The organism is Roseomonas haemaphysalidis (assembly GCF_017355405.1).
GTDB lineage: Bacteria > Pseudomonadota > Alphaproteobacteria > Acetobacterales > Acetobacteraceae > Pseudoroseomonas > Pseudoroseomonas haemaphysalidis.
In genome coordinates this window covers 955584-976962 of the sequence record NZ_CP061177.1, presented here as the reverse complement: position 1 = coordinate 976962, position 21379 = coordinate 955584, and the positions used below count along the sequence as shown (strand labels likewise).

The 21379-nt window shown below is 71.7% G+C and carries 20 protein-coding genes; 16 read left to right on the top strand and 4 right to left on the bottom strand.

The window, feature by feature from the left end:
• Positions 1–73: 73 nt before the first annotated feature.
• Positions 74–763, bottom strand: a complete 690-nt coding sequence (locus IAI59_RS04470) for a biotin/lipoate--protein ligase family protein (RefSeq protein ID WP_207419185.1) — start codon at positions 761–763, stop codon at positions 74–76.
• 89 nt (positions 764–852) lie between these two features.
• On the opposite strand from IAI59_RS04470, the gene IAI59_RS04465 reads away from it, so the two are divergent.
• The 10 genes from IAI59_RS04465 (at position 853) to IAI59_RS04420 (ending at position 12555) form a co-directional block, all read left to right on the top strand.
• Positions 853–2862 carry a 4Fe-4S dicluster domain-containing protein gene (locus IAI59_RS04465; RefSeq protein WP_207419186.1) on the top strand — a complete coding sequence of 670 codons (2010 nt, stop codon included), beginning with the start codon at positions 853–855 and terminating at the stop codon, positions 2860–2862.
• A gap of 259 nt (positions 2863–3121) precedes the next feature.
• Positions 3122–3454, top strand: coding sequence for an STAS domain-containing protein (locus IAI59_RS04460; RefSeq protein ID WP_207419187.1), 333 nt, complete (start codon positions 3122–3124; stop codon positions 3452–3454).
• The gene (locus IAI59_RS04455) at positions 3451–3816 is read left to right on the top strand and encodes a response regulator (RefSeq protein WP_207419188.1); all 366 of its coding nucleotides are present in this window, start codon (positions 3451–3453) and stop codon (positions 3814–3816) included. The genes IAI59_RS04460 and IAI59_RS04455 overlap by 4 nt, the downstream gene beginning before the upstream one ends.
• Positions 3816–5765, top strand: coding sequence for a chemotaxis protein CheA (locus IAI59_RS04450; RefSeq protein ID WP_207419189.1), 1950 nt, complete (start codon positions 3816–3818; stop codon positions 5763–5765). Before IAI59_RS04455 ends, IAI59_RS04450 begins: the two co-directional genes overlap by 1 nt.
• A 10-nt stretch (positions 5766–5775) precedes the next feature.
• Positions 5776–6264, top strand: a complete 489-nt coding sequence (locus IAI59_RS04445; protein WP_207419190.1) for a chemotaxis protein CheW — start codon at positions 5776–5778, stop codon at positions 6262–6264.
• Positions 6265–6277: 13 nt separating this feature from the next.
• Entirely contained in the window at positions 6278–8089 is a 1812-nt protein-coding gene (locus IAI59_RS04440; RefSeq protein WP_207443837.1) for a methyl-accepting chemotaxis protein, read from the top strand.
• Between the two features lie 37 nt (positions 8090–8126).
• On the top strand, positions 8127–8549 hold the full coding sequence (locus tag IAI59_RS04435) for a chemotaxis protein CheW (protein ID WP_237181191.1): 423 nt from the start codon (positions 8127–8129) through the stop codon (positions 8547–8549).
• Positions 8550–8593: 44 nt separating this feature from the next.
• A complete protein-coding gene (locus IAI59_RS04430) occupies positions 8594–10606 on the top strand; it encodes a HAMP domain-containing methyl-accepting chemotaxis protein (protein ID WP_207419722.1) in 2013 nt (670 codons plus the stop codon).
• Between the two features lie 16 nt (positions 10607–10622).
• Positions 10623–11468 (top strand): CheR family methyltransferase, encoded by an 846-nt coding sequence (locus IAI59_RS04425; RefSeq protein ID WP_207419723.1) that lies wholly within the window; start codon positions 10623–10625, stop codon positions 11466–11468.
• A 1-nt stretch (position 11469) separates the two neighbouring features.
• The gene (locus IAI59_RS04420; protein ID WP_207419724.1) at positions 11470–12555 is read left to right on the top strand and encodes a protein-glutamate methylesterase/protein-glutamine glutaminase; all 1086 of its coding nucleotides are present in this window, start codon (positions 11470–11472) and stop codon (positions 12553–12555) included.
• A gap of 114 nt (positions 12556–12669) precedes the next feature.
• Here the strand turns inward: IAI59_RS04420 and IAI59_RS04415 are convergent, their stop codons facing one another.
• The gene (locus tag IAI59_RS04415; protein WP_207419725.1) at positions 12670–14358 is read right to left on the bottom strand and encodes a coiled-coil domain-containing protein; all 1689 of its coding nucleotides are present in this window, start codon (positions 14356–14358) and stop codon (positions 12670–12672) included.
• Between the two features lie 133 nt (positions 14359–14491).
• On the opposite strand from IAI59_RS04415, the gene IAI59_RS04410 reads away from it, so the two are divergent.
• The gene (locus IAI59_RS04410; RefSeq protein WP_207419726.1) at positions 14492–14884 is read left to right on the top strand and encodes a VOC family protein; all 393 of its coding nucleotides are present in this window, start codon (positions 14492–14494) and stop codon (positions 14882–14884) included.
• Positions 14885–14899: 15 nt separating this feature from the next.
• Here the strand turns inward: IAI59_RS04410 and IAI59_RS04405 are convergent, their stop codons facing one another.
• Complete coding sequence (locus IAI59_RS04405; RefSeq protein ID WP_207419727.1) at positions 14900–15232, bottom strand: helix-turn-helix domain-containing protein; 333 nt, start codon at positions 15230–15232, stop codon at positions 14900–14902.
• 495 nt (positions 15233–15727) lie between these two features.
• On the opposite strand from IAI59_RS04405, the gene IAI59_RS04400 reads away from it, so the two are divergent.
• Both IAI59_RS04400 and IAI59_RS04395 read left to right on the top strand, forming a co-directional pair.
• Positions 15728–17782 carry a sensor histidine kinase gene (locus tag IAI59_RS04400; RefSeq protein WP_207419728.1) on the top strand — a complete coding sequence of 685 codons (2055 nt, stop codon included), beginning with the start codon at positions 15728–15730 and terminating at the stop codon, positions 17780–17782.
• 11 nt (positions 17783–17793) lie between these two features.
• On the top strand, positions 17794–18537 hold the full coding sequence (locus IAI59_RS04395; protein ID WP_207419729.1) for a response regulator transcription factor: 744 nt from the start codon (positions 17794–17796) through the stop codon (positions 18535–18537).
• Positions 18538–18626: 89 nt separating this feature from the next.
• Here the strand turns inward: IAI59_RS04395 and IAI59_RS04390 are convergent, their stop codons facing one another.
• The gene (locus IAI59_RS04390; protein WP_207417872.1) at positions 18627–19055 is read right to left on the bottom strand and encodes an organic hydroperoxide resistance protein; all 429 of its coding nucleotides are present in this window, start codon (positions 19053–19055) and stop codon (positions 18627–18629) included.
• A gap of 122 nt (positions 19056–19177) precedes the next feature.
• Between IAI59_RS04390 and IAI59_RS04385 the strand changes: the two genes are divergently transcribed.
• The 3 genes from IAI59_RS04385 to IAI59_RS04375 all read left to right on the top strand — a co-directional run bounded on the left by IAI59_RS04385 (position 19178) and on the right by IAI59_RS04375 (position 21321).
• A complete protein-coding gene (locus IAI59_RS04385) occupies positions 19178–19654 on the top strand; it encodes a MarR family winged helix-turn-helix transcriptional regulator (protein ID WP_207419730.1) in 477 nt (158 codons plus the stop codon).
• A gap of 132 nt (positions 19655–19786) precedes the next feature.
• Positions 19787–20497 (top strand): bacteriorhodopsin, encoded by a 711-nt coding sequence (locus tag IAI59_RS04380; RefSeq protein ID WP_207419731.1) that lies wholly within the window; start codon positions 19787–19789, stop codon positions 20495–20497.
• The gene (locus IAI59_RS04375) at positions 20494–21321 is read left to right on the top strand and encodes a Brp/Blh family beta-carotene 15,15'-dioxygenase (RefSeq protein WP_207419732.1); all 828 of its coding nucleotides are present in this window, start codon (positions 20494–20496) and stop codon (positions 21319–21321) included. The genes IAI59_RS04380 and IAI59_RS04375 overlap by 4 nt, the downstream gene beginning before the upstream one ends.
• Positions 21322–21379 lie beyond the last annotated feature (58 nt).

Sequence of the window (21379 nt, the reverse complement as noted above, 5' to 3'; positions counted from 1 at the left end):
GTCGCGCCGGAAGCCCGGCCGCACCACGGGCGTGACCGGAAACGGCCAAAAAGAAAGAAAGGGTCCGGGGAATTCATTCCCCGGCCTTTCTGTCCGTCATCACGGAAAAGCGCCGCCCACCGGGCAGCAGCAGGCTGCCATCCAGCGGGTCCAGCGCCGCGCCCTGCGCGTCCTCCAGCCGTTCCAGCACGCGTTCCGACAGCCGGAAGAAGCCTTCCTCCTGCCATTCGGCGAGGCCCGCCATCAGGTGTCGCGCCCAGGCGGCCACCAGCTCCGGCACCGGGACCTCGGCGAAGCCTTCCTCGGCCAGGGCGGTGCGGTCGGGGAACAGGCCGGGCTCGGCGGCGTGGCCGTGCATGTCCAGCCGGATGCCCGCGACCATCCAGTCCGGCACCGCGGTCTCGGCCGTGCCGGGGGGCGTGGCCAGCAGGGCCTGCCCTACCGTGCCGCCATTGACCAGCACGGTGGCGGGCCAGCGCAGCGCCATGGGGATTTCCGGCGGACCCAGCACCACCAGGGCATCCACGGCGGCCGTGGCGGCGGCCAGCAGCGCCACGCGGGCGGCGGCGAGCGGCAGCTCGGGTTCCAGCACCACGGCGGCCTGCACGCTGTCGGGCGCATCCACCCAGGCCAGCGTGCCGGCGCCGAGCATGGGGGCCATGCGCGCGGCCTCGACCATCGCGTCGGCGCCCGCGGGCAGGGCGTGGGGCGCGAACAGGCTGGGCAGCGGCGGCAGGCCCTGCGCGGGCGCGGTGGCACTCATGTTGGCCGGGGTCTTTGTGCGTGTGTCCACCGGCAGCATATTAGGCGCTGAGGCCGGGCCTTGCCACCGACCGGCCGAAGGATTGATTGATGGACAGCACGCGCCCCCGCACCGTCTTCGCCTGTTCCTGCGAGGATACCATGGTGCTGGACGAGGCCGCCCTCACGCGCGGCTGCGGCGGCCGCCTGCGCACCGGCGAGCAACTCTGCCGCTCGCAGCTCGACCGTTTCCTGGCCGCGCTGGGCGAGGACGCGGTGACCGTGGGCTGCACGCAGGAAGCGCCGCTGTTCCGCCAGGAGGCCGAGGCCGCAGGCCACCGCGGCGCGTTGGACTTCGTGAACGTGCGCGAGCAGGCCGGCTGGTCCGACCAGGGCGACAGGGCCGGGCCCAAGATGGCCGCGCTGCTGGCCGCCGCCGGCGTCCCCATGCCCGCCACGCCGCTGGTGCCCCTGTCCAGCGAAGGCGTCACGCTGGTGCTGGGGCGTGACGCGGCGGCGCTCGGGCTGGCCGCCACGCTGCAATCCAGCCTGGACCTGACCGTGCTGCTGACCGGCGCGGAAGAGGTGGAGCCGCTGGCCACCGGCACCTTTCCCGTGCTGCGCGGCCGGGCGCGCGCGGCCACCGGCTGGCTGGGCCACTTCGCCGTCACCATCGATGGCTACGCGGCGGCCGCCCCCTCCTCGCGCGGCGCCTATCGCTGGGGGCGCGGTCAGGACGGGGCGCAAAGCCGCTGCGACATGATCCTGGACCTGACGGGCGGCCCGCCGCTGTTTCCGGCACATGAGGTCCGGCTCGGCTACCTGCGGGCCGACCCGGGGGATGCCGCCGCCGTCGCCCGCCTGGCGCGCGACGCCGAGGCGCTGGTCGGGCAGTTCGACAAGCCGCGCTTCGTGACCTTTGACGCCGGGCTTTGCGCCCATTCGCGCAACCGCCGCACCGGCTGCACCCGCTGCCTGGACCTGTGCCCCACCGGCGCTATCACCCCCGCCGCGCCCGGGCACCGGGACAGCGTGGCGATCAGCGCCGAGATCTGCGCCGGCTGCGGCGCCTGCGCCGCCGTCTGCCCCACCGGCGCCGCCACCTACGCCCTGCCGCCGCCGGACGCGCTGCTGCGCCGCGCCCGCGTGCTGCTGCGCGCATTCCACGCCGCCGGCGGCACCGCCCCCACCCTGCTGCTGCACGGCGAGGCGGGGGAGGCGATGTTCGATGCGCTGTCCCGCCACGGCCCCGGCCTGCCGGCCGACGTGCTGCCGCTGCGGGTGGGCGAGGCCAGCGCGCTGGACCTGGCCACCCTGGTCGCGCCCTATGCCTGGGGCGCCGGCCGCGTGCGCGTGCTGTTGCCCGCCCGCCGGCCGCACGGCGCGGAAGGCGTGCTGCGCAACCTGGACACCGCCGCCGCGCTGCTGGGGGGCCTCGGCCTGCAGGCCGTGCCGGACGCGATCGAGCAGGATGACCCCTTCGCGATGCTGGACGCGCTGCGCGCCGCGCCCCCTGGCGTGGCATTGCCGCGCGACGCCGACTTCCTGCCCCTCGGCACCCCGCGCGAGATGCTGAAGGCCGCGCTGGCCGCGCTGCGCGGCGCGCTGGAAACGCCCGCCGCCATCATCCCGCTGCCGCCCGCCGCCGGCTTCGGCGCGGCGCTGGTGGCGGATGGCTGCACGCTGTGCCTGTCCTGCACCACCGTCTGCCCGACAGGCGCCTTTGCCGCGAACCCGGACCGCCCGGAGCTGTCCTTCCTGGAAGATGCCTGCGTGCAATGCGGCCTTTGCGCCGCCACCTGCCCGGAAAAGGTGATCACGCTGGAGCCGCGCATCAGCCTGCTGCCGGAAGCCGGGCAGCGCGTCGTGCTGCGGCAGGAAGCGCCGGCCGAATGCCCGCAATGCCACAAGCTGTTCGGCACCCGCAGCGCCATCGACCGGGTGAAGCGCAAGCTGTCGGCCAGCGGCCACTGGATGTTCGCCGACCCGGTACGGCTGGCGCTGCTCGACCTGTGCGAGGATTGCCGCGTGTTCGCCGCGACGGGCGACGGCGCGCAGACGGCGATCGACCCCTATGCGGGGCCGGCGCGGCCGCGAACGCGCACGGATCGTGACGCGTAAGGGCGCCCAGCCCTTCTTTCCGCGTCCGGCATCGCCGCCGCCTGGCATGGCCAAGGGGTCGACAAGGCAGGGGTGAGGCCCGGGGGCGCTTTGCCCCAACGCCTTGTGCCGGCCATGCCGCCCGCAAAAAAAGCCACGGCGGCGGGAAACTTTCGCGCTCCGTCAGCCGCCGCGCCCCGTCGATACATCGGAAATTTACCCCCGCACCCTAAGACGGGCGCAGGGGGCCGCGTGGCCCGTGACGGAGGGCCGATCGGCGATGCGCGATGAATGTGCCGCGGAAGATTCCTGCCTGCTGCTGCAAGGTCCGCTGCTGCTACGGCAGGCCGAGGATCTGCGGGCCCGGCTGCTGCAGGCCGTGCAGTCGCATGACCGGCTGGAGATCGACTGCGGCGGCGTGACCGAGGCCGATCTTTCCACCGTCCAGACCCTGCTGTCCGCCGGCCGCAGCGCGCGGCGCGGCGGCAAGCCGGTGGTCCTGCGCGGCGAGCCCGCCCCGGCCCTGTGCGCCGCGCTGCAACGCGCCGGCTTTCCCCCCGTCGCCGACGCGGCGGGCTTCTCCCACTGGATGCAAGGCGAGGCCACGTCGTGAGCAAGACCATTCTGACCGTCGATGATTCCGCCAGCCTGCGCCAGATGGTGCGCATGACGCTGTCCGGCGCCGGCTTCGCGGTGGTGGAGGCCGAGGACGGGGTGGACGGGCTGGCCAAGGCCAATGCCCGCGCCGTGGACATGGTGGTGACCGACCTGAACATGCCGCGCATGAACGGTCTCGGCCTGATCACGGAACTTCGCAAGCTGCCGGCCTATCGCGGCGTGCCCATCCTGTTTCTGACCACGGAATCCGATGCTGGCATCAAGGCGCAGGCCAAGGCGGCCGGCGCCACCGGCTGGATCACCAAGCCGTTCCAGCCGGAGCAGCTGCTGGCGGTGGTGCGCAAGGTGCTGGGCTGATGGGCGCGCCCGACCCTGTCGAGACGTTCCGCCAGGAATCGCAGGAACTGCTGGAGCAGCTGGAACAGGCGCTGCTGGACCTGGAGCACCGGCAAGGCGACATGGAGCTGATCGACAGCGCCTTTCGCGCCCTGCACACCATCAAGGGCTCGGGCGCCATGTTCGGCTTCGATGCCGTGGCCGCCTTCACGCATCATGTGGAAAATGCCTTCGACGAGGTGCGCAAGGGCAAGCTGGCGGCGAGCAGCGAGCTGGTGGCCCTGGCGCTGTCGGCCAAGGATCAGCTGCGCATCCTGCTGGACCGGCCGGACCAGGCCGATGCCGCGACGCAGAGCGCGATCCTGGACGGCTTTCGCGCCATCGTGCAGGGCGGTGGCGGGGCATCCGCCGCCGTGGCCGCGGCTGCCGCGGCGGACGATGCTGCCCGGGGCTGGAGGATCGGCATCCGCCTGCCGCGCGATGCCATGGCCATGGGCACCAACCCGCTGCTGCTGCTGGACGAGTTGCGGGCCCTCGGCCCCGCGCGCGTATCCGCGCTGGCCGGCGACGTGCCGCCGCTGGAGGAGCTGGAGCCGACCGACTGCCATATCGGCTGGCAGGTGGAGCTGGACGCCCCCTGCCCCCGCGCGGCCGTCGAGGACGTGTTCATGTTCGTGATCGACGACATGACGCTGACGCTGGAGCCGCTGGGTGCCGCGCCCGTGGAAGCGCCGCCCGCCGCCGCCATGGCCGTGCCGCCGCCATCCGCCGGCGCCGCGCCCGCCGCCAAGCCCGCCCCCGCGGCCGACAGCGTGCGCGTGCCCGCCAACAAGCTGGACGAGCTGATGGACCGGGTGGGCGAGCTGGTGATCGCCCAATCGCGGCTGCGGCAGGTGGCGGGCGGCAGCCACGACATGCAGCTGCGCGCGGTGGCGGAGGAGATCGAGCGCCTGGCGCTGGAACTGCGCGACACCACCATGGGCATCCGCACCGTGCCGATCGGCCAGCTGTTCGGCCGCTTCCGCCGGCTGGTGCACGACCTGTGCCGCGACCTCGGCAAGGAAGTCGAGCTGGTGATGCAGGGCGAGGAAACGGAGCTCGACAAGACCGTCATCGAGCGGCTGAACGACCCGCTGGTGCACCTGATCCGCAACGCGCTGGACCACGGACTGGAGCGGCCGGAGGAGCGTGGCGACAAGCCCCGGCGCGGCCGGCTGCTGCTTTCCGCCCGCCATGCCGGCGCGCAGGTGCGCGTGTCCATCCGCGAGGACGGGCGCGGGCTGGACCGCGCCCGCATCCGCGCCCGCGCCGAGGAGCGCGGGCTGGTGGCGCCCGACCAGCCGATGACCGACCAGGAGGTGTTCCAGCTGATCTTCGAGCCGGGCTTCTCCACCGCCGCCGCGGTCACCAACCTGTCGGGGCGCGGCGTTGGCATGGACGTGGTCAAGCGCACCATCGAGGGGCTGCGCGGCTCCATCGAGGTCAGCAGCTCCCCTGGCGCCGGCACGGAGGTGACGCTGTGCCTGCCGCTGACGCTGGCGATCATCGACGGCCTGCTGGTGCGCGTGGGCGAGGGCCGCTACGTGATCCCGCTCACCGCCGTCGAGGAATGCGTCGAGCTGGATGCGGACGCGGAAGCCGGTGGCGCGCGCTGCAACTTCCTGAACCTGCGCGGCAGCCTGATCCCGTTTCTCCGGCTGAACGAGGTCTTCGCCACGCCGCGCGACCCCGAGAAGCTGAAGAAGGCCGTGATCGTCTCGGCCGGCGACCAGCGGGTCGGGCTGGTGGTGGACCAGGTGATCGGCGACCACCAGACGGTGATCAAGTCGCTGTCGCGGCTGCATGCGGAGGTCGAGATGTTTTCCGGCGCCACCATCCTGGGCGACGGCAGCGTCGCGCTGATCTTGGACATCGCCCCCCTCGTCGCCTTCGGGCAGGCGCACGAGGAACGGCTGATGGCCGCGGCCTGAGGAGCGCAGCATGAGCACGCCCGACATCACGCCGACGCTGCGCGTCGTGACCATCGACCTGCAAGGCGAGCGTTTCGCGCTGGAAACCCGCCACGTGCGGGAAATCCTGGACCCCGGCCCCAGCACGCTGGTGCCCAATGCGCCGGCTTTTCTGGACCGGCTGATCAACGTGCGTGGCCGCATCGTGCCGCTGGCCGACCTGCGGCTGAAGCTGGGCCTGGCACCGAGCGACACCACCATCGACACCCGCGTGATCGTGCTGGAGGTGCCGCTGGAGGATGAGCCCGTCACCGTCGCGGTGCAGGCCGACAAGGTGCACGAGGTGCGCGACATCGCCCTGGTCGGCATGACCCAGACGCCGCGCTTCGGCCTGCGCTGCCGCCCCGAATACGTCCGCTGCATCGGCCAGCTGGGCGACGACTTTGTCGTCGTGCTCGACCCCGGGCCGATCTTCGCGCAGCCGCGCGCGGCCGACGCGCTGCCCATCCCCGCCGCCTGAGCAGGAGCAGACCATGCGATTCACCATCAAGGCCAAGCTGGCCGCCGCCTTTGGCCTCGTCATCCTGCTGACGGCGGGGACGGCCTTCATCGGCACCCAGCAGCTGTCCGCTTTCAACGAGCGGGTGGAAAGCGCGATGGAGGGCCCCGTGCAGCGGGTGCAGATCGCGCGCGACACCTTCACCGCCATGCTGATGGTGGTGCGCGCGGAAAAGAACCTGCTGCTGGCCACGACCCCGGAAGCGGCGGCGGTGGCCGAAAGCCAGCTGCTGGAGCAGCGCGCCAGCGTGCTAACCACGCGCGACCAGTTGTTCCGTTTGGCAAGCGACCAGGGCCGCCGGATGATCGGCGAGTTCGATGCCAGCTGGGCGCAGTACCTGGCCCTGCAGGACCGCGTGCGGCAACTGGTCCAGGGCGGGGAAACCGCGCGGGCCGTGGCCTTGTCCACCAACGAGCTGCGGCAGCTGACCCGGCAGGCACAGACGCATCTCCAGGCGCTGATCGAGCTGAACCAGACCCGGCTCGCCGAAACCCGCGCCGGCCTGACCGAGCGCTACGGCGAAGCCAAGATCATGCTGCTGGCCACCATGCTGGTGGCGCTGCTGGTGGCGGTCGGCGCCGGCCTGGTGATCTCGCTCGGCATCAGCCGTGGCCTGACCAAGGCCGTCGGCCTCGCCGGCAGCGTCGCGCAAGGCGATCTAGACCAAAGCATCGAGGTGCGCAGCAACGATGAGATCCGCGACCTCGTGGTGGCGCTGAACAACATGACCGGCAACCTGCGCCAGATGGCCCTGGCGGCGGATGCCATCGCCGGCGGCGACCTGACGGTGGCGGTGCAGCCGCAGTCCGAGCGTGACCGGCTGGGCATCGCGCTCAGGCAGATGCTGGAAAAGCTGCGCGCGGTGGTGCAGGAGGCCGTGGCGGCCGCAGACAACGTGTCGTCGGGCAGCCAGGAGTTGTCGGCCTCGGCGGAGGAGCTGTCGCAGGGGGCGACGGAGCAGGCCTCGTCCACCGAGGAGGCTTCCGCCTCGATGGAGCAGATGGCGGCCAACATCAAGCAGACCGCCGACAACGCCGCGCAAACCGAGAAGATCGCCCGCCAGTCCGCCACCGACGCGCAGAACAGCGGCGAGGCCGTGGGCCGCGCGGTGCAGGCCATGCAGACCATCGCCGAGAAGATCACCATCGTGCAGGAGATCGCCCGCCAGACCGACCTGCTGGCCCTGAACGCGGCCGTCGAGGCGGCGCGCGCCGGCGAGCATGGCAAGGGCTTCGCCGTGGTCGCCTCCGAGGTGCGCAAGCTGGCCGAGCGCAGCCAGACGGCGGCGAGCGAGATCAGCGGGCTGTCGTTCCAGTCGGTCAAGGTGGCGCAGGAAGCGGGCGGCATGCTGGCGCGGCTGGTGCCCGACATCAAGCGCACGGCGGAGCTGGTGGAGGAGATCAGCGCGGCGTGCCGCGAGCAGGACATCGGCGGCGAGCAGGTGAACCAGGCGATCCAGCAGCTGGACAAGGTGACGCAGCAGAACGCCTCGGCGTCCGAGCAGATGTCGGCGACGTCGGAGGAGCTGGCGGCGCAGGCGGAGCAGCTGCAATCCAGCATCGCCTACTTCCGCACGGAAGCGCGCGGCGTGGCGGTGGAGGCGGTGCGGACCGTGCCGGCGGCGCAGCCGGCGCAGCGCGCCCAGGTGGCCGCGCGCGGCCTGGCCAAGCGCCCCGTCGCCGCCGCCCCCGCCCGCCCCAGGCCGCGCCCCGCCGCCACCACCGGCGCCACCCTCGACATGTCCGCCGGCCCCGACAGCCGCGACAGCGACTTCGAACGGTTCTGACGCCATGCCAGACGCCCCTGCTCCTGGCGGGCCCTTTGTGACCCTTGGCCTGGATGGCGACATCTTCGCCATCCCCGTTTCCGCCGTGCTGGAGATCCTGGACAGCCGCCGCATCACGCGGCTGCCCGAGGCACCGGCCCGGGTGCTCGGACTGATCGACGTGCGCGGCCGCAACGTGCCGGTGATGGACCTGCGCGCCTGCCTCGGCATGCCGGACGCCGGGACCACCGAGCACACCCGCATCCTGGTGCTCGACATCGGCGGTGGCCGGGTGGTCGGGTTGATGGTGGACCGCGTGTTCGAGGTCACGGCGCTGGGCGGCGGCGACATCGCGCCGCCGCCGGACCTCGGCGCGCCCTGGCGGTCCGATCACCTGCTCGGCGTCGGCCGGCAGGGCGAGGACTTCGTGCTGCTGCTTGACGTCGGGCGGCTGTTCGCCGCCGGCGAGTTGAGCTTCTGAACCGGCCCGTCGGCCACCCTCTCTTCCAAAACGGATCTGGCTCCATGAATGTCTCGGTCAAACTCAAGCTGGCGGGCGGCTTCGGCCTGGTGATCCTGCTGTCGCTGGCCGCCGGCGGCGTCGCATGGCGCAACCAGCAGTCCCTGCAGGCGACCATCCAGGACTTCGCCACCACCCGGGCGCAGCAGGCGCGGCTGGCCAGCGAGCTGCGCATCAACCTGCTGGAAAGCGTGCAGGCGGAAAAGAACGCCATCCTGCTGTCCGACGCCGGGCCGATCGAGGCGCAGGCGAACCTGCTGGTGGAAAAGCGCCGCGCCGCGTTGCAGGCGCTGAGCAACCTGCAGGCGATCTCCGACCCCGAGGCGCGGCGGCTGCTCGACACCCTGCAGATGATGCTGGAACGCTACATGCCGCTGCAGGACCAGGTGCGGACGGGCGCGTTGCAGAATTCCACCGTGCGCGGCCAGCTGCTGGTGGACGAGGCCCGGCCGGCGCTGCGGGATGCGCGCGCCGCCCTGGCGCGGCTGTCGGCCGCGGCCCCGCTGAGCGAAGCGATGCTGCTGGTGGATGTCGCCGTCAAGGACGCGCTCCTCAGCACCACCCAGGACAAGCTGGCCGGCAATGTCCGTCGGATGAGCGCGGGCCTGGCGGCGGTGCGCGAGCAGCGGGACGGGCTGCGCGGCACCGCCGGGCTGGAACCCGCCTTGCCGCCGCTGGAGCGCTGGTTTGAGCTGATGAGCCGCGCCGTGGAAGTGGTCCGCGAAGGTGGCGTCATCACCGCCATCGACCTGTCGATCGGTGGTGCCCGCCAGGCACGGGCCGAGATCGACGGCCAGATCGCGGCCTACAACGCCATGGCGCAGGCCCGCATGCAGGAAGCGCGCGACACCGCGACGCAGGATGCCGAGCGCGCCGGGACCATTCTGATGGTGGCGCTGCTGCTGTCCACGCTGTCGGGCGCCGGCATCGCTCTGTGGCTGTCGCTCAGCATCAGCCGCGGGCTTGGCCAGGCGGTGTCGCTGACCCAGGCGGTCGCGGGCGGCGACCTGACCCGCACCGGCACCGTTCGCAGCAGCGACGAGATCGGCCAGCTGATGCAGCAGATCAACGAGATGATCGGCCGCCTGCGCGGCGTGGTGGGCGATGCGCTGCAGGCTGCGGACAACGTGTCGTCGGGCAGCCAGGAGTTGTCGGCCTCGGCGGAGGAGCTGTCGCAGGGGGCGACGGAGCAGGCCTCGTCCACCGAGGAGGCTTCCGCCTCGATGGAGCAGATGGCGGCCAACATCAAGCAGACCGCCGACAACGCCGCGCAAACCGAGAAGATCGCCCGCCAGTCCGCCACCGACGCGCAGAACAGCGGCGAGGCCGTGGGCCGCGCGGTGCAGGCCATGCAGACCATCGCCGAGAAGATCACCATCGTGCAGGAGATCGCCCGCCAGACCGACCTGCTGGCCTTGAACGCGGCCGTCGAGGCGGCGCGCGCCGGCGAGCATGGCAAGGGCTTCGCCGTGGTCGCCTCCGAGGTGCGCAAGCTGGCCGAGCGCAGCCAAACGGCGGCGAGCGAGATCAGCGGGCTGTCGTTCCAGTCGGTCAAGGTGGCGCAGGAAGCGGGCGGCATGCTGGCGCGGCTGGTGCCCGACATCAAGCGCACGGCGGAGCTGGTGGAAGAGATCAGCGCGGCGTGCCGCGAGCAGGACATCGGCGGCGAGCAGGTGAACCAGGCGATCCAGCAGCTGGACAAGGTGACGCAGCAGAACGCCTCGGCGTCCGAGCAGATGTCGGCGACGTCGGAGGAGCTGGCGGCGCAGGCGGAGCAGCTGCAATCCAGCATCGCCTACTTCCGCACGGAAGCGCGCGGCGTGGCGGTGGAGGCGGTGCGGACCGTGCCGGCGGCGCAGCCGGCGCAGCGCGCCCAGGTGGCCGCGCGCGGCCTGGCCAAGCGCCCCGTCGCCGCCGCCCCCGCCCGCCCCAGGCCGCGCCCCGCCGCCACCACCGGCGCCACCCTCGACATGTCCGCCGGCCCCGACAGCCGCGACAACGATTTCGAACGGTTCTGACGCCATGCAGCAGGACATGGCCGACCGTCTGGACCGGCTGCGGGACGCCGACTTCCTGCGCCTCGCCCGGTTCATCGAGGAGCACAGCGGCATCAAGATGCCGCCCACCAAGCGCACCATGCTGGAAGGCCGGCTGCGCAAGCGCGTGGCCGCCACCGGCTGCGACGACCTGCGCGACTACTGCGCCTTTCTGTTCGAGCGGGATGGCATGGCGGAGGAGGTGGTGGCGCTGATCGACGCCGTCACCACCAACAAGACCGAGTTCTTCCGGGAGCCGGAGCATTTCCGCATTCTGGCCGAGCAGGTGGTGCCCGAGTTGTTGCGGGACGCGCCGGCGGGCCGCGTGCCGGTGCTCAATGCCTGGAGCGTCGCCGCCTCCACCGGTGCCGAGGCCTATACCCTGGCCATGGTACTGGATGCCGTGGCCACCGCGCGGGGGCGCTTCACGCCTTCCATCCTGGGCACCGACATTTCCAGCCGCGTTCTGGAAACCGCCCTGCTCGGCATCTACCCGGAAGAGATGGCGGCCCCCGTGCCGCCCGCCATGCGCGGGCGCTACCTGCGGCGCGGGCGTGGCGAGTCGTCGGGCCTGGTGCGGGTGGCGCCGGAGTTGCGGCAGTTCGTGCGCTTTCGCCGCCTGAACCTGATGGACGGCGCGTATCGGCTGGATACCACGATGGACATCGCCTTCTGCCGCAATGTCCTCATCTACTTCGACAAGCCAACGCAGCAGGCGGTGCTGGAACGGGTTTGCGCGCAGCTGCGCCCGGGCGGCTTCCTGTTTCTCGGCCATTCGGAATCCCTGGCCGGCTTCGGCCTGCCGGTGGAAGCCGTCGCCGCCACCGTGTTCCGCAGGACCTGACATGCCCGGCAAGATCCGCGTCCTGGTGGTCGATGATTCCGCCGTGGTGCGGCAGACCTTGACCGACATCCTGGCGTCCGACCCGGAGATCGAGGTGCTGGGTGCTGCGTCCGACCCCTTTGTCGCCGCCAAGCGCATCCAGCAGGAAGTGCCCGACGTCATCACGCTGGATGTGGAAATGCCGCGCATGGACGGCATCACCTTTCTGCGCAAGATCATGGCGCAGCGCCCCATCCCGGTGGTGATGTGCTCCTCGCTGGTGGAAGCGCGCTCGGAAACGCTGATGCAGGCGTTGGAAGCCGGCGCCGTGGACATCCTGCTGAAGCCGAAGCTCGATACGCGGCAGGGGCTGCTGGAAGCGCGCGTCACCATCTGCGACACCATCAAGGGTGCCGCCCGCGCCCGGCTGAACCGCGGGGCCCGGCCGCGCGGCGGCGAGATCCGCGCCGTCGAGAAGAAGCTGACCGCAGACGCCGTGCTGCCGCCGCCCAGCGGGCGGCACGCCATGGCGCGCACCACGGAGTCGGTGGTCTGCATCGGCGCCTCCACCGGCGGCACCGAGGCGCTGCGCGAGGTGTTGCAGGCCCTGCCCGCCGACAGCCCGGGCATCGTCGTCGTGCAGCACATGCCGGAGCGCTTCACCGCCGCCTTCGCGCACCGGCTGAACGGCCTCTGCGCCGTGGAGGTCAAGGAGGCTGCAGATGGCGACACGGTGCTGCGCGGCCGCGTGCTGATCGCCCCCGGGGCGCGGCACACGCTGCTGCGCCGTTCCGGCGCGCGCTACCACGTGGAAGTCAAGGACGGCCCGCTGGTGGCGCGCCACCGGCCCTCGGTGGACGTGCTGTTCCGCTCCGCCGCGCAATGCGCCGGTGGCAACGCGACGGGCATCATCATGACCGGCATGGGCGACGACGGCGCGCGCGGCCTGCTGGAGATGCGCCGCGCCGGTGCCCATACCGTGGCGCAGGACGAGGCGACCTCGGTGGTGTTCGGCATGCCCAAGGAAGCAATCGCCGCCGGCGCCGTGGAACGCGTGCTGCCGCTGGAATCTCTGGCGTCCGAGATCCTGTGCGGCAAAGCCCACTAACCTCATCTATCCACTGACGCTTTCGGCTGAAGACCAAGCGCCGCCATATCCGATCGGCCAACGGACAGAAAAAGAAGGGTCAGGGGGAATTCATTCCCCTGACCCTTCTTCCCCTCAGAACAGGATGTCCTCCAGCTCCTCGCTCGCCACCGGCGCGGCCGGGCCGCCACCGCCGCCGCCCAGGCGCGCCTGCACCTGGCGCTCGCTGTCCATGGTGTAGCTGGCACCGGCCGGCAGCAGCGGGCGGATGCGTTCCAGCGTCGCCTCGTCCGGCGGCGGGCCGCCGGCCAGCTCCAGCAGGCGGCGGGCGGCGTCGCGCAGCGTGCCCGGCAGATCGGTGGCCGTCAGGGCCGCCGCAGCGGCGGCCAGCGCCGTGGCCGCGCCGCCGCCCTCGTCTTCCAGCGTCGCCAGCGCCAAGCCGATCTGTCGGCCTGTGTCTTCCAGCCGCTCCATGGCGCCGCCGATCAGCTGGTCGAGCTGGTCCAGCGCCGCTTCCTCGGCGCTGCGGCCACGGCTGGCGCGGTCCTGCGCCAGGGCGGTCACGCTGGTCAGGTCGTCCGCGATCTGCGCCACGATCTGGGTGGTCTGGTCGGCGCAGGAACGCAGCTCGCGCGCGATGGTGTGCAGCGTGCGGCCGGCATCGTGCAGCCGGCCGGACTTCAGCGTCATGTTCAGGCTCATCAGCCGCAGGTCGGTTTCCAGCCCGCGCACCGTCGCGATGTGGCGCACCAGCTGCGCCACGGCGGAGGCGATGCCGCGCGACATCGTGTCCACCTCCGCCTGCGCCACGCGGAATTCGCGCAGCAGCGCCAGGGCCTGGCGCACGGTGGCTTCCAGCGGGCCCAGCAGGCTGCCACGCCGTTCACCGGCGCCATAGGCCTCGGCGCCCAGCTGGCAGATGGCGCGCGCGTCGGCGGCCATGCCGCGCAGCGCCGCGTCCGCGCGCTCGCCCTGCTGCGCGTGGTTGCGCGCCGCGTCCTGCAGCAGGGCGGATTGCAGGTGGCAGACCTGCGCCAGCACCAGCGCCGCGTCGGCCGGTGCCGCCGGCATGTTGTGCCCGGCCAGTGCGGAAACCGCGTGTTCCACATGCTCCACGCGCTGGCGCGTGGTGTCGGCGATCTGCAGCGCCATCACGGATTCCGCCACCCGCCGCGCGATGGCCGCCGAGCGCAGCCGCACCTCGGCCGAGGCCTCGGCCCCCGCCTGCAGGCGGCGGTCCACGGCGGCGACGCTGTCGGCCAGCCAGCCTGGAATGCCCTGCAGCGCGTCGGCCTGCGTGCGCGCGAAGCCGTCCTGCCGCGCCAGCCCGCCGCGCACCTCCTCCTGCAGCCGCAGCACGGCGTGCTGGAAGCCTTCCAGGCTGCGGCGCGACAGGTCGAACAGCCGGGCGATCTCGCTGGTGAAGGCGGAAAAATCCTCGCGCGTTTCGGCCAGGCCGGAGGCACAGACCTTGGCCGAGACGGTCAGCATGCCGACCGCGCGCACCGTGCCGTCCAGCCGCCCCAGCGCCGCCCCGATGGCGCCGAGCTGGCCGCCCATGTGCTCCAGCGCCTGCCGTTCGGCGCGCAGCACGGCGTCGATGCCGCGCACCTGCCCGGAAGCCTGCTGCAATTGTTCGATGGCGCCGTGCAGCTGCGGGCCGCGCAGCTGGTCCTCCAGCGCCTCGAAGCAGCGGCCAAGCCCGCCCAGCGACCCGGCCGCGCGTTCCAGCTGGCGGCCGGCGGCGCTGAAATCCGCTTCCAGTGGCGCATGGGCAAGGCGCAGGTCTTGGGCGATGGCGGTCAGGCCGGCGGGCGGGGTCATGGCGGCGAACTCTCCAGGCGTGGCGCGGCATCCTGCACCGCCCAAGGTTCACGATTCCTCACCAGGTGCCACGCATTGACCGCGCCCATCCGGGCGGCGACGCTGGCGGCCTTCCGGGAAAGGACCCTGCCGCATGACCATCGCCTATCGCTGCGACCACCTGCACCTGCGCAGCCTCGACGCCGCCGCCGCCGCCAGCTTCTACGTGGAGGCGATGGGCGCGAAGGAAACCGCGCGGATGACGGTGCGCGACCGGCTGCGCGTGATCCTCGACCTCGGCGGCCTGAACCTGTTCATCGAGGACGTGCCGGCCGACACCGCCCGCGCCCCTGCCGCCATGCCGTTCGTCGGCATCGAGCATCTCGGGCTCACGGTGGATGACCTCGATGCCGCGATGGCCGCCCACCGTGCCCGCGGCACGCGCATCATCACCGAAGCGCAGCAGGTGCGGCCCGGCGTGCGGATGGCCTTTCTGGAAGGGCCGGACGGGGTGGTGCTGGAGCTGCTGGAACGCCGCGCGGCGTAGCGTTCGCGCGGCGCCTCAGTCGTGGCCGGCGGCGGTGGTGATCCAGTCATCGGCGCGGGCCGGGCGGCGCGGCGGCAAGGGCGACGGCCCCCCCGCCGTGTGCAGCGTATCAAAGAAATAGCTGACCGGCACGTTCAGCAGCCGGGCGCAGAGATACAGCCGCCCCGGGCTGATGCGCGTGCGGCTGACCTCGTATTTGTGGATCAGCTGGGTGGACACGCCAAGGCCGGCGGCCAGCTGGGTTTGCGTGACGTTTCGCGCCACCCGCAGCCGCCGCAGCTGGCGGGCGACATGCGTGTCGACCAGAGATGCGCCCGGCATCACGATGCTCGCCGAATCGTCGGCCATGGAGACGGTCCTTCGCGAAGATATAGCAAGCGGCGGCGCCGCGTTTTCGGTGGCGGCAGGATGGCTGGCCGGTCGGGCGGCGCGACAGTCCCGAATGACCGCGAATTGTCGGAATGTCGGACGGGATCGCAAATTTCTGTCGTGGAATTGTCGGGTTATGTAGGGATCGGGACCGTTGCCGCAGCGCATGGACGGAACCGGGCGCCATATCGGAAGTAAAACGTTTTCCTTTGATGCTTTGTCGATTATCACTGCGGAACTGCCGTGGAGCATTCTCGGCGTCGCGGATCAGGGCCGCCGCGCAGCATGCCATGGCGGTGGTGGCCATGCCCGGGTGGCGGTGTGTCCCGGCCGGGGCGCCGGTTGCGCCCGTCTTGCGCCCGGTGCCACAATTCGCGGACCGCACAGGTCAGTCTGGCGTTTCAAGACCAGGGATCGGAGATGATAAAGCCAGCAGCGGCGCAGGGTGCCGAACAGCGGCATGATGCATCATCCATGCGGGAACAGGGTTCAGGCGCCACCGGGCTTCGGGCGACCCATGGCAGGCGGTTCTGGCCGCATGTCATGGTGGTCGGCGGCAGCCTGTTGCTGGCGGCGGCGATCTGGACGGGCATCGCGCTGCAATGGAGCCGCCAGCAGGACGATGTCGGCCAGCAGATCGAGGCCGCCCGCATCGCCACCCGGTTGCAGGAGGCCCTGGTGGACGCGCAACGCCGCGCCGCCAATGTCGGTGCGCTGCTGGTGCAGTTGCAGGCGGGCGACGCGCGGCCATCCGGGCATGCCGCGCTGGAAGCCGGCCTGCGCAACGCGCTGATCGGCCCGGCCTCGGATTTCGACGGATTGCAGATGCTGGATGCGTCCGGCCGGCGGACGCTGTCCGTGGGCCAGCCGGTTGATGTGCCGGACGCGGCGCTGCGCGTCGCCACGCTGCCCGGCCTGCTGTGGCACCGGGACCGGCTGTTGCTGGCCGGCCGCCTGCCGGGCGGCGCGGACCGCGCGAGCGATGGCCTCTACGTGGGAACCCTGCGCCCCGCCACGCTGAGCGATGCGCTGCGCGGCGAGCCGGGCTTCGTGGCCCTGCGTCTGGCGGATGGTGCGCTGGTGGCGATCGCGGGCGACAGCGCGCGGTTGTTGCAACGCAACGCCGCGCTGCCGGAAGCCGATGCCGCGACCCCCTCGCCCGACGCGCCGCTCGGCCTGCGCCTGATGACGCCGCTGTCCTTCGGTGGGGCCGATGTGCTGCTGGAAACCCGGGGCCAGGACTGGCTGCGCCGGCACATGCTGGTGATCGGCGCCGTGCTGGCCGGGCTGCAACTGGTGGTGACCCTGCTGCTGCTGGGTTGGCTGGACCGCCGGCTGCGGCAGATGGAAGCGCGCCACGCGTTTGAAACCGACGCGGTGCGCGACCGCGCGCTGGGCAGCATCAAGGACATGCTGGATGCCTTGCCGGCGACGCTGTACCGCGCCGAGATCTTCGCCGACCGGTCGTTGTCCCTGACCTACGTCAGCGAGAACGTCGAGCGCATGACCGGGCTGCGCTGGGCGGACATCGCGCCGCCAGGCGCCTGGCGCGACCGCGTGCACCCGGCCGACGCGCCGGCGCTGGCGCAGCACCTGGACACGCTGTACCGCGACGGCGAATCCAGCATCGAATACCGCCTCCGCCACGGCGATGGCCGCACGGTGTGGCTGCGCGAGCAGGCCCGCATCGTCGCCGTCGGGCAGCATGGCGGCGCCGACGTGATGGGCTACCTGGCGGACATCTCGGGCGAGCGGATGCTGCAGGCGCAGACGCTGGCCAGCATCAAGCTGGCGACGCTGAGCCGCATGGCCTCCTCGCTGGCGCATGAGATGACGCAGCCGATCGGCGTGATGATGCTGGCGGCCGAGAACGGGCTGGACGCGCATGAAACGATGGGTGCCGGCGCAGCGCCGGTGATGGCCGCCAAGCTCGGCCGCATTCTGGAGCAGACGCGGCGGGCACAGGGGCTGGTGGAGCACCTGCGGATGTTCGGCCGCAGCGACGAGGGCAAGACCGAGGCGGTGAACCTCGCCTGCGTGGTCGAAAGCGCGCTGCTGCTGTGTTCCAGCGCGCTGGACCGCGGCGGCGTGGCGGTGGAGGTGCTGGTGCCGCACCGCCTGCCGCCGGTGGCCGCCAATCCGGTGATGCTGGAGCAGGTGGTGATGAACCTGTTGCTGAACGCGCGCGATGCCCTGCTGCGCATGCCCGACAACCAGCGCAGCCTGACCATCCGCGCCCAGGCGCTGGACGACGGCCGGGTGGCGCTGCAGGTGGCCGACAGCGGACGCGGCCTGCCGCCCGAGGCGATGGCCCGGTTGTTCGAGCCGTTCTTCACCACCAAGGGGCCGGGACAGGGCATGGGGCTCGGCCTGTCCATCTGCCACGGCATCATCCGTTCCTTCGGCGGCGAGATCACCGGCGAGAACGCGGAGCACGGCGCCGTCTTCACCATCCGCCTGCCGACCGCCGGCCCGCCCGGGGCTAGCACGGCAGAGGATGCGACGCAGCCCCCTGGCGGCCAATCCTGAAAGGCACATGCATGCAAGCGGAGCAGCAGGGCGCAGCCCGCATCGCGGACACGGCGCAGGATGGCGGCGCCCGCGCCGTCGAGCCCTTGGTTTACGTGGTCGATGACCAGCGCGAATGGGCGGACGAGCTGTCCGACGTGGTCGGGCGCTACGGCTTCCGCATCCGCACCAGCTACGACTGGGCGGGGCTGGAAGCACTGCTGGCCGAGGCTCAGCCGGAAGCGATCCTGTTGGACCAGCACCTGGGCAAGGTGGACACCGTGTCGCGCCTGGCGCAGCTGCGGGCGGCGACCAAGGCGATCATCATCATCGTCACCGGCAACCGCAGCGAGGTGGACCGCGTGCTGGGGCTGGAAACCGGCGCCGACGACTTTCTGGTCAAGCCCGTGTCGGGGCGGGAAGTGGTGGCCTGGCTGCGCGCCCGGCTGCGCCGCCCGGCGGAAGCGGAAGCCGAGCCGCCCGGCTGGCGCTTCGCGGTGGCGACGCGCAACCTGTTCCGCCCGAACGGGCAGCCGATCCACCTGACCACGGCGGAGTTCGAGCTGATGCAGGCGCTGGTCCGCGCCCAAAGCCAGCCCGTGTCGCGCGAGGACCTGTCCCGGCTCGCCTTTGGCCGCCCCTGGCGGTTCGGCGATCGCTCGGTCGACAATGCCATCGTGGTGCTGCGCCGCAAGCTGGGCGACGAGCGGGTGGATGGCTGCATCCGCACGGTGCGCGGCATCGGCTACGTGTTCGTGGGATTTCCGGGTGCCTGAGGCACGGGGCACCGCCGGCGGGAAACACGGTTCCCGCAGGCGGTCGCGGGGCCGCTCGACATCCAGCTGGATTGAGCGGCGCCGCTGCGTCAGACGAGGGTGATCTGCACGTCGACGTTGTTGCGGGTGGCGTTGGAATACGGGCACACCTGGTGGGCCTTGTCGACCAGCGCCTGGGCCTGCGCGCGGTCCAGCCCGGGCAGCGCCACGTCCAGCGCCGCGGTGATGCCGAAGCCGCCTTCCGAGCGCGGGCCAATGCCCACCGTCGCCGTCACCGTCGCGTCCTGCGGCACCTTGGGGCCGGTCTTGTCGCTGGCCGCCACGGCCTTGATGGCACCCAGAAAGCAGGCCGAGTAGCCGGCCGCGAACAGCTGCTCCGGATTGTTGCCCTGGCCGTTGCCGCCCATCTCCTTGGGCACGCCCAGCTTCACGTCCAGCGCGCCGTCCTTGGTGGTGGCGCGGCCGTCGCGGCCACCCGTCGCGGTCGCGGTCGTCGTGTACTTCACGTCAACGGTCATCTGACTGTCTCCCGGTTGGCAGCTAAAACATCGGCTGCGATCATGTCGTGTGCGATGTTTATAGCCTCGCTCCGGTGGCGTCAATCGCTGGCAATCCCATCGCGCACGATTTATTATCCGGCATGGCAAAGTCCCCCCGCACGCCCCCTGTGTCGCCGCCCGCCCTGGACCAGTTCCTGTGCTTTTCCCTGTATTCGGCCAGCCACGCGTTCAACCGCATCTACAAGCCGCTGCTGGATGCGGTGGGGCTGACCTATCCGCAATATCTGGTGATGGTGGTGCTGTGGGCGGCGGACGACCGCACCGTCAGCCAGGTCGGCCAGCAGTTGCTGTTGGAAAGCAGCACCCTGACCCCGCTGCTCAAGCGGCTGGAAGCGCTCGGCCACCTGACCCGCACGCGTGACCCGCGGGACGAGCGGCAGGTGCGGCTGCGCCTGACCCCGCAGGGGCGGGCGCTGCAGCTCAAGGCCGCCACCATCCCGGCCTGCGTGCTGGATGCATCGGGCCTCGACCTCGCCGCGCTGGAGCGGCTGCGGAACGAGATCGACCAGCTGCGCGAACGGCTGCTGCACGCCGCCGCGGCGCCCCCCGGCGGCTGACCCCCCGCGCATCCTCACGTGACGTCCGGATGCCGGGCACATGAAATTCCTTTCATCGCCGTGCTGTGCCGCGCCGGGCCACGTTGTCGCGGCAGGCTCGCCTTGGGCCGCATCGCGAACAGGACCGCACCCATGGACAGGACGGCTTTTCTGATCGGCTTCTCGATCATGTCGCTGGCATCGCTCGCGATTTACGCGACCGGCGAGCGCAGGCCGCCGGCACGCCACCATGTTCTGCTGCACAGCAGCGTCCCGTTCATCGCGGCGACGGCTTATCTCGCCATGGCCTTCGGCTTCGGCACGCTGCTGCAGGATGGCGCCGCCGTGTATCTCGCGCGCTATGCCGACTGGTCGGTGACCACGCCGATCCTGTTGTCGGGGCTGGTGCTGCTGGCCTTTCACGAGCGTGGCCGGACCGGGGAGATCGGCGGCTTTCTGGTGGCCATCATCGTGCTCGACGTGCTGATGATCGTGGCGGGGCTGGTTTCGGCGCTGTCGCCCAGCGCTTCCGGCAAATGGGTCTGGTACCTATGGTCCTGTGCCGCCTTTGCCGGCGTCCTGTACCTGCTGTGGGTGCCGCTGCTCGCCATGGCGCGCGAGCACAGCACGGCGCTGGGCCGGGCCTATCTCAAAAACCTGTCCTTTCTCACCGTCATCTGGTTCCTGTACCCGATCGTGTTTCTGGTCGGGCCGGAAGGCCTGCGGATGGTCAGCGACCCCACCTCGGTCTGGGTGATCCTGGTGCTGGATGTGGTGGCCAAGGTCGTCTACGCCTTTTACGCCGCCGCCAACCTCCACACGGCGCTGCGCGCGCCGGACGGGTCCGGCCGCCGGCGGGCATGACCCGCCACGCCCGGCCGCTGGCGCTGGGCGGCCTGGCCGCCGCCAGCGCTGCCGCGGCATGTGCGCCGCCCGCCCTGCAGCTGGCCTTCGCCATTGTCGCCATCGGCATTGTCGGCATGGCGCACGGCGCCAGCGACCTGGCCATCGTTCCGCCCGCGCGCCGGCCTGGCTTTGTTGCCGCCTATCTGCTGGTGCTGGGCGCCTGCCTGCTGTGGTGGGCCTGGCGGCCAGCCATGGCGCTGCCCTTGTTCATGGCGGCCTCCGCCCTGCACTTCGCCCTGGAGGATGCGCCGGGGCATCCTGTGTGGGAGCAGGCCGCGCGCGGCATCGCCATGATCGCCCTGCCCGCCGCCCTTCACCTGCCGCAATACACGGCGGTGCTGGCGGCGGCCGGCGGGCCGTCCGGCGCCTGGGCGCCCCTGGCCGCCATGCTGGGCGCCGCCGGCGGCGTTTCGGGGGCGGTGCTGCTGGGGCTGGCGTGGCGGCGCCGCGACCCACGCCTCCTTGGCGGCGTCGTGGCCCTGCTGGCGCTGCCGCCGCTGGTTGGCTTTTCCGTCGGCTTTCTGGTGCTGCATGCCTTGCCGCAGACCGCCGCGCGGCAGGCCATGCTGGGATGCCGCAGCCTGACCGGATACCTGCGGGCCACCGGGCCGGTGCTGCTGCTGGCGGTGGCCCTGGCCGCCGCCATCGGCCTGTGGCTGCTGCCGGCGGACCAGACCGGCATCCGCCCCCTGTTCGCCGCCATCGCCGCCCTGGCGATGCCGCACCTGCTGGTGACGCCGTGTTTCGAGGCCGCCGCCCTGCCCGCGCCCCGGGGCGGATAGCACCGCCCTGCTTGCGCCCGCCCCTTCGGCCGCCGATCATGCGGGCAATCGCCCGAAC